Origin of the sequence: Mesorhizobium sp. WSM4976 (assembly GCF_029625685.1) — a bacterium.
GTDB lineage: Bacteria > Pseudomonadota > Alphaproteobacteria > Rhizobiales > Rhizobiaceae > Mesorhizobium.
The window spans coordinates 1-931 of sequence record NZ_JARTVT010000101.1; the positions used below are offsets into that span (position 1 = coordinate 1).

At 66.0% G+C, this 931-nt stretch carries 1 protein-coding gene; it reads left to right on the forward strand.

Features of this window, described 5'->3' with window-relative positions:
- Position 1 precedes the first annotated feature (1 nt).
- Entirely contained in the window at positions 2 to 931 is a 930-nt protein-coding gene (locus P9272_RS35875) for an electron transfer flavoprotein subunit alpha/FixB family protein (protein WP_278164943.1), read from the forward strand.

Consider the following 931-nt stretch of genomic DNA (forward strand, 5'->3'; position numbering starts at 1 on the left):
AATGGCAATTCTCCTCATCGCCGAACATGACAACGCAACCCTCTCCGACCAGACCGCCAAGGCGCTGTCGGCGGCGCTGCAGATCGGTGCGGAAGTCGACGTGCTGGTGGCCGGCAAGAGCGCCAAGGGCGCGGCCGATGCCGCCACCAGGCTGAAGGGCGTGCGCAAGGTGCTGCTGGCCGAAGCCGACGAACTTTCCGAGCGTCTCGCTGAGCCGACCGCGGCGCTCGTGGTGTCGCTTGCGGGCGGCTACGACACGATCATCGCGCCGGCGACGTCCGCCGGCAAGAACATCGCGCCGCGCATAGCTGCCCTGCTCGATGTTGCCCAGGTCTCCGAGATCATCGAAGTGGTCTCGCACGACACCTTCAAGCGGCCGATCTATGCCGGCAACGCCATCCAGACAGTCCAGTCGACCGACGCCAAGAAGGTCATCACGGTGCGCACCGCTTCCTTCGCGGCGGCACCCGAGGGCGGCTCGGCCTCGGTCGAGACAGTCGGCGCCGCCGCCAATCCCGGCCTGTCGTCTTTCGTCGAGAACAAGCTTTCCGAGAATGACCGTCCAGAGCTGACCTCGGCCAAGATCATCATCTCCGGCGGCCGCGCGCTCGGCTCCTCGGAGAAGTTCCAGGAAGTCATCCTGCCGGTCGCCGACAAGCTCGGCGCCGCGGTTGGCGCCTCCCGCGCCGCGGTCGACGCCGGCTATGCACCGAACGACTGGCAGGTGGGCCAGACCGGCAAGGTGGTTGCGCCCGACCTCTACATTGCCGTCGGCATCTCCGGCGCCATCCAGCATCTGGCCGGCATGAAGGACTCCAAGGTCATCGTCGCCATCAACAAGGACGAGGAAGCCCCGATCTTCCAGGTTGCCGACTACGGCCTGGTCGGCGATCTCTTCGTCATTTTGCCGGAGCTGCAAAAGGCGCTTTGA

Excerpts from the sequence above, each read along its gene's own strand:
- P9272_RS35875 (WP_278164943.1), top strand. The coding sequence starts at position 2 with ATGGCAATTCTCCTCATCGCCGAACATGACAACGCAACCCTCTCCGAC.